The 6,301-nt window shown below is 63.3% G+C and carries 7 protein-coding genes; all 7 read left to right on the forward strand.

Going from position 1 to position 6,301, the window contains the following annotated elements; genetic code table 11:
* The first annotated feature begins 63 nt into the window (after window positions 1-63).
* The 7 genes from hisC to ACUN9Y_RS16260 all read left to right on the forward strand — a co-directional run bounded on the left by hisC (window position 64) and on the right by ACUN9Y_RS16260 (window position 5,859).
* The gene (hisC, locus tag ACUN9Y_RS16230; RefSeq protein ID WP_445461764.1) at window positions 64-1,119 is read left to right on the forward strand and encodes a histidinol-phosphate transaminase; all 1,056 of its coding nucleotides are present in this window, start codon (window positions 64-66) and stop codon (window positions 1,117-1,119) included.
* 71 nt (window positions 1,120-1,190) lie between these two features.
* Window positions 1,191-1,595, forward strand: a complete 405-nt coding sequence (gene gloA2, locus ACUN9Y_RS16235; RefSeq protein WP_445461765.1) for an SMU1112c/YaeR family gloxylase I-like metalloprotein — start codon at window positions 1,191-1,193, stop codon at window positions 1,593-1,595.
* A 142-nt stretch (window positions 1,596-1,737) separates the two neighbouring features.
* On the forward strand, window positions 1,738-2,712 hold the full coding sequence (locus tag ACUN9Y_RS16240; RefSeq protein ID WP_445461766.1) for a 2-hydroxyacid dehydrogenase: 975 nt from the start codon (window positions 1,738-1,740) through the stop codon (window positions 2,710-2,712).
* 210 nt (window positions 2,713-2,922) lie between these two features.
* Complete coding sequence (locus tag ACUN9Y_RS16245) at window positions 2,923-4,137, forward strand: RNA polymerase sigma factor (RefSeq protein WP_445461767.1); 1,215 nt, start codon at window positions 2,923-2,925, stop codon at window positions 4,135-4,137.
* Between the two features lie 76 nt (window positions 4,138-4,213).
* Window positions 4,214-5,035, forward strand: coding sequence for a YciI family protein (locus tag ACUN9Y_RS16250; RefSeq protein WP_445461768.1), 822 nt, complete (start codon window positions 4,214-4,216; stop codon window positions 5,033-5,035).
* 66 nt (window positions 5,036-5,101) lie between these two features.
* The gene (locus ACUN9Y_RS16255) at window positions 5,102-5,497 is read left to right on the forward strand and encodes a YciI family protein (protein ID WP_445461769.1); all 396 of its coding nucleotides are present in this window, start codon (window positions 5,102-5,104) and stop codon (window positions 5,495-5,497) included.
* Complete coding sequence (locus ACUN9Y_RS16260; RefSeq protein WP_445461770.1) at window positions 5,494-5,859, forward strand: DUF1428 domain-containing protein; 366 nt, start codon at window positions 5,494-5,496, stop codon at window positions 5,857-5,859. Before ACUN9Y_RS16255 ends, ACUN9Y_RS16260 begins: the two co-directional genes overlap by 4 nt.
* Window positions 5,860-6,301 lie beyond the last annotated feature (442 nt).

The raw sequence follows: 6,301 nt of genomic DNA on the forward strand, positions 1-6,301 counted from the left end.
CGGTGCAGGCGCTCGGGTCACCATGACCAAAGTGTTAATTCCGCCCCTGCCAAGCGAGTGACCATGAGCCAATTGTGGAGTCCCGCCGTGCGGGAGCTGACGCCTTACGTTCCCGGCGAGCAGCCCCGCGAACGCCTGATCAAGCTGAACACCAATGAAAACCCCTACTCGCCGGCCCCAGGGGTCGAGCGGGTACTGCGCGAGTTTTCCGCCGACCACCTGCGCCGCTACCCGGACCCGACATCCCAGGGGCTGCGCGAAGCCCTGGCCGATGTCCTCGGCGTACCGGCAGGCCACGTTTTCGTCGGCAACGGCTCGGATGAAGTGCTGGCGCTGGCCTTCCAGGCCTTCTTTCGCCAACCGCGCCCTCTCGCCACCCCGGATATCTCGTACAGCTTCTATCCGGTGTACTGCACGATGTACGGCATCGAGCGCCAGGCACATCCGTTGGATGACCAGTGGCGAGTCGACCTGAAGGCCTTCGAAGGCGATAGCGGCGGCATCATCTTCGCCAACCCCAATGCGCCCACCGGCCACGGCCACGGCCACGACGCCATCGCCGCGCTGCTCGACAAGGTCAGCGATCGCGTGGTGCTGGTCGACGAGGCCTACGTCGACTTCGGTGGCGAGAGCGCCGTCGGCCTGGTCGACCAATACCCCAACCTGCTGGTGACCGGCACCTTCTCCAAGTCCCGCAGCCTCGCCGGCCTGCGCCTGGGCTACGCCGTTGGCTCGCCGGAGTTGATCGAGGGCCTTGTCCGGGTGAAGGACTCGTTCAACTCCTATCCGGTCGACGCCCTGGCCAGCGCCATCGGCATCGCCTCGCTGGCCGACAAGGCACACTTTGACGCCACCCGCGAGGCCGTCATGGCAACTCGCGAGCGCACCCGCACCCGCCTGGAGACACTCGGCTTTCGCGTGTTGCCGTCCCAGACCAACTTCGTACTGGTGACCCATCCCGAGCACGATGCCGCCCAGGTGTTCGTCGGACTGCGCCAGCGAGGCATTCTTGTGCGCCACTTCAATACCGATGCGCTGCGCGACTACCTGCGCATCTCCATCGGTACCGACGACGAGATGGAGAGCCTGATCGAAGCCCTCGAAGACCTCTGTCGCTAGGCGCCGCTCTCTGCCATGGGCGCCTGGTGGCGCCCTTTATGAGCCCCCACTCTGCCCCAGCAGGAATCGATATGACCTCTCGCCTGCCCTTGTCGAGCGTCCACCACGTTGCCCTGATCACCGCCGACTACACGCGAGCCAAGCGCTTCTATACCGAGGTGCTCGATGCCGAGATCGTCAACGAAGCCTATAGAGCCGATCGGGACAGCTACAAGCTCGACCTGCGCCTACCCGGCAAGATTCGACTCGAGCTGTTCTCCTTTCCGTCTCCGCCACCGCGCCCGAGCTACCCGGAAGCCTGCGGCCTGCGCCACCTCGCCCTCGCCACCGCGAACATCACGGCGTGCATCGCTCTGCTCAGGGAACGCGGCGTTGAGCCCGAGCCCCTCCGACGAGACGAGTTTACCGGCGCCAGCTTCACCTTCTTTGCCGACCCCGATGGCACGCCCATCGAGCTCTACGAGGCGGCCTCATGACACCCTGCGATAGCGTCATCCTTCACGTCGCAGGGGAGCGTCCCACAGACCGCCCACAATCAACCGGGCCGTGGCACCCTCACACCGGCCCCCTCGACCATTGCCAGTGACCACCCGCCAATAGCACACAGAAGGCCTCGCCATGCTCAAGGTCGGTTTCTTCAGCGCCCAACGTTATGAACGTCCGTTCTACCCCGAAGGGGCTCGTGACGGTGTCGTGATAGAGCACTTCGAACAGTCGCTGAATGCGCGCAGCGTCATGCTCTGCCAAGGGCTGGATGCCGTCTGCGTGTTCGTCAATGACCAACTCGACCGCACCGTGCTGGAGCGCCTGTCGATCGTCGGCGTGCGCCTCGTGGCACTACGCTGCGCCGGCTTCAACAACGTCGACCTCGAGACCGCCAGGGAACTCGGCATTCGCGTCTGCCGCGTCCCCGCCTACAGCCCCGAAGCCGTCGCCGAACACTGCCTGGCGCTGATCCTGACCCTGAGCCGGAAGACCCATAAGGCCTATAACCGGGTGCGCGAGGATAACTTCGATCTCAATGGCCTGCTGGGCTTCAACCTGGCCGGCAAGACCGCCGGTGTGATCGGCTATGGCCAGATAGGCCAGGCGCTGGTGCGTATCCTCAAGGGCTTCGGCTGCCATGTACTGGTCTGCGATAACGAACCGCGACAGGGCGACTTCACCCAGGTCGATCTCGACGAACTGCTCGCCGCAAGCGACATCGTCTCGTTGCATTGCCCGCTGACCGACGACACCTACCACCGGATCGGGGAGCCGGAGTTCAAGCGCATGAAAAATACGGCAATGCTGATCAACACCAGCCGCGGCGCGCTTATCGATACCCGCGCCTGTATCGAAGCTCTCAAGGCCGGAGAGCTGGGTTACCTGGGCATCGATGTCTACGAACAGGAGTCTGAGCTGTTCTTCCGAGACCGCAGCGATAGCATCCCTCAAGACGACGTCTTCGCCCGCCTGACCAGCTTCCCGAACGTTCTGGTCACCGGGCACCAGGGCTTCTTTACCGAGGAAGCCCTGGCGGAAATAGCGGCCACGACCCTCGATAGCCTCGCGGCCTTCGAACGGGGCGCCGCCCTCAGCGGGGAGCTGTAAGCGGGAAGCGGCCGAGCCCAGTTGGCCGCGGCGCCGATCACGGCCGAACCGCTCCCCCACCACCACGGGCTCGTGGCCATGGACCGTGACACTCCACCGCCCGGTGCCACTGGTTTTTCTGGTGGCACGGTTTTAGTGTCTTGACGTCGACTTCGAACGTTCGCTGAAACCGGGGTTGCTTCCGACGTCGCGCTTGCGAAGGGGTAACGCATGCCATCCATCGAATCACTCTATCGTCACTACGCGCCGCGGGTACGGGCAACCTTGATTCGTCGCCTGGGCGACTTCGACTCGGCCGAGGACGCCCTGCACGAAGCCTTCGTGGCGGCAGTGTCTGACTGGCCGACGCGGGGCGTTCCCGATGATCCCGTGGCCTGGCTGATCCGGGTCGGGCACCGCCGCGGCATCGACCAGATTCGACGCCGCCAGACCGCCCGCCGGCACGCCCATTTTCTTGATACCGAAGAAGCCACGCAACCGGATGCCCTGGCCATCGAGGACGACCCTCTGCGGCTGCTGTTCACTTGCTGCCACCCCGTGCTGACCACGCCGGACCGCGTGGCCCTGACGCTGCGCGAAATGGCGGGGCTCACCACCGAGCAAGTCGCCAATGGCCTGCTCCAGAAGCCCGCGACCCTGGCCCAGCGCATCGTTCGAGCCAAACGTCGCATCCGCGATGCCGGCATTGCCTATGAGGTCCCCGATACCACCGAGCTGCCAAGCCGACTACCCGACGTTCTCAGGGTCATCTACCTGATCTTCAACGAAGGCTACTCGTGCAGCGACGGTGAGACGGTGGTGGCGGTGAGCCTGGCAGACGAAGCCATTCGCCTGGCACAGGCCCTCGCCCGACAACTCCCCCGAGGAGAAGTCTTCGCCCTGCTGGCCCTGATGCTGCTGCACGACGCCAGGCGCAACGCCCGCCAGGACGCGGAGGGAAACCTGGTCCCGCTGGAGGAGCAAAACCGTGACCTGTGGGACAAGGAGCAGATCGAGGATGGCATGAACTGGCTCGAAAAAGCCCTGGCGCTGACGCCCACCGCCCCGTATACCCTACAGGCCTCCATCGCCGCCGTTCATGCCCAAGCAAGCACCGCCGGCGCCACGGACTGGAAGCGTATCGCACGCCTCTACGACGCCCTTTACCGCTGGCAGCCCTCGCCCGTCGTCGCTCTCAACCGAGCGGTTGCCGTCGCCATGAGCGATACTCCCGAGGCCGGCCTGCTGTTGCTCGAAGCCTTGGCCAGCAACAAGCATGTCGCTACCTATCACCTGTACCACGCCGCCCTGGCCGATCTTCATCGCCGTGCAGGCCACCGCCATGCAGCCTGCCAGTCCTATCAACAGGCTCTATTGCTGTGTGCCCAAGGCCCGGAGAAACGCTTCCTCGCCCGCCGTCTGGCAGAACTGAATCACCTCGACTAAAAAAATTCGATCCTGTGTCGATTCCCTGACGAGCCGCGCGACTCCTTGATATCCCCCAACGAAGGAGAGTGGTGCGATGAGATTCATGATGATGCGCAAGGCCGATGCGCAAACCGAGCAAGGCGTTCTTCCGAGCCAAGAACTGATGGAGGCCATGGCAAACTATAACGAGCAGTTGGTTCGCGCAGGCGTCTTCGTCACCGGCGACGGCTTGCGACCCAGTCGCGAAGGCTGCCGCCTCGACTTCCATGCAGCCACACCTAGCGTCATCGAAGGGCCCTTCCCGGCGACCACTGAACTGCTGGCCGGCTACACCGTGATCGATGTCGACTCCCTGGAGCAAGCTATCGAATGGGCGAAGCGTTGGCCGCGTGAAGATAGCGACGGCAATGCCACCCTGGAACTACGACGCTACGCCACCATGGAAGACTTCGAACCTGGATCAGGTCTCGACAAGCACCTGGCCCAAGAACGCATGCCGAAAGCGGTACAGGTGCACCTGAGCTTTCCCGGATCTTGCCGGGAAGCGATGGCGTTCTACGCGGACGTCACCGGTGGACACCTGGAAGCCATGCTCAGCTTCGGCGACACTCCGGCCGCCGGCGAAGTCCCATCCAGCTGCCGCGACCAGATCGCCCACGCCTCGCTCAACATCCGCGGTCACCGCGTGATGGGCGCCGATGCATGGGGCGACTGCTATAAGGCCCCCCAGGGGGCCCAGGTGTTCCTCGACTACGACGATACCGAGCAGGCCAGTGAGGCCTTCGCTCGCCTGGCCGACGGTGGCGAGGTGATCATGCCCTTCGAGCCCACTTTCTGGGCGAAAGGGTTTGGCATGCTGACCGACCGCTTCGGCGTGCAATGGATGCTGTCCTGCTCGAGCGAAGAGTGTCCCTGAGCCTCGAAGCATATTGCGCAGAGCGGGCCCCTGAACCAACAACGACCAAACGGAGAGATCCTCGAGATGAAGTATGTCGCATTGGTGTACTACCAGGAGCAGTTGATCAACGCGATGAGCGAGTCCGAATGGCACGCACTCAACCAGGAGTGCATCGCCGGCGTCGAACGCCTGACACAACAAGGCCACTTCGTGGCAGGCCAAGCCCTGCAAAGTGTCGCCGAGGCTAGCAGCGTGCAGGTCAGGGACGGCGAGGTGCTCGTTTCCGACGGCCCCTTCGCCGAAACCAAAGAGCAACTGGCGGGCTTCTACCTGCTCGACGCACTCGACCTGACAGAGGCCCTGCGACTGGCAAGCCGCATTCCTCCGGCCCGTTTCGGCACCATCGAAGTGCGTCCCGTCAGAGAGCTACCCCCGAAAGATGACCAGCACGACAACGACGAAATAGGAGAAACTCCATGAACGATGTCAATGGCTATATAGACGGCTTCGTGGCAGCAGTGCCTAACGCCAATCGTCAGGCCTATCTCAAGCACGCCCAAGACGCCGCTACTGTGTTCAAGGAATACGGTGCGCTGAAGGTGGTCGAATGTTGGGGCGACGACGTCCCCCAAGGCACCCTGACGTCCTTCCCCATGGCGGTCCAATGCCGGGACGACGAAACGGTGGTCTTCGCCTGGGTCACTTGGCCATCTCGGGAAGTGCGGGATCAGGCGATGCCGAAGATCATGGAAGACACCCGCATGTCTGAACAGAACAATCCCATGCCCTTCGACGGCAAGCGGTTGATCTATGGTGGCTTTGCCGTGGTCATTGACGAGTGACCCGGTGAGGCGCCGGAAGCTCACGCCCCCCTCGGGATTCGCCCGAGGGGGTGCTGCTTGGCGCGGCCCCACCGATAACAAGCGGGCTGACCGTATAGAGAGCCCATGCATGCGGCTCTTTATAAAAAGAAGCCCAACTCCTCTCGGAATTGGGCTTTTCACAATAAGTGCCTGACGGACGGGCCGGCGCTCCGGGTGCTCTCACATAGGGCTCACATGGGGGTGAGTCCCATCGCGGGTTGCAACGTCGCCGCAACAAGAAAAGCGGGGACGAACGACACGAGCCCCCCCCGTTACGAAAAGCCAGGCCGGACCTGAACTGCACCCCGAAAGTTGGACACCCACATCCAACCTTCGGGGTGTTTTCATGAGCAACCGATACGACGAGTGGTTCAAACTGCTGGTGGCACAGCAGTGTTTGCACGGTGACACCAGCTTGAGT

Source organism: Halomonas sp. V046 (genome assembly GCF_052645355.1).

Bases quoted from the DNA above. Each gene is read 5' to 3' on its own strand.
- hisC (WP_445461764.1), top strand. From the start codon at position 64: ATGAGCCAATTGTGGAGTCCCGCCGTGCGGGAGCTGACGCCTTACGTT.
- gloA2 (WP_445461765.1), top strand. From the start codon at position 1,191: ATGACCTCTCGCCTGCCCTTGTCGAGCGTCCACCACGTTGCCCTGATC.
- ACUN9Y_RS16240 (WP_445461766.1), top strand. From the start codon at position 1,738: ATGCTCAAGGTCGGTTTCTTCAGCGCCCAACGTTATGAACGTCCGTTC.
- ACUN9Y_RS16245 (WP_445461767.1), top strand. From the start codon at position 2,923: ATGCCATCCATCGAATCACTCTATCGTCACTACGCGCCGCGGGTACGG.
- ACUN9Y_RS16250 (WP_445461768.1), top strand. From the start codon at position 4,214: ATGAGATTCATGATGATGCGCAAGGCCGATGCGCAAACCGAGCAAGGC.
- ACUN9Y_RS16255 (WP_445461769.1), top strand. From the start codon at position 5,102: ATGAAGTATGTCGCATTGGTGTACTACCAGGAGCAGTTGATCAACGCG.
- ACUN9Y_RS16260 (WP_445461770.1), top strand. From the start codon at position 5,494: ATGAACGATGTCAATGGCTATATAGACGGCTTCGTGGCAGCAGTGCCT.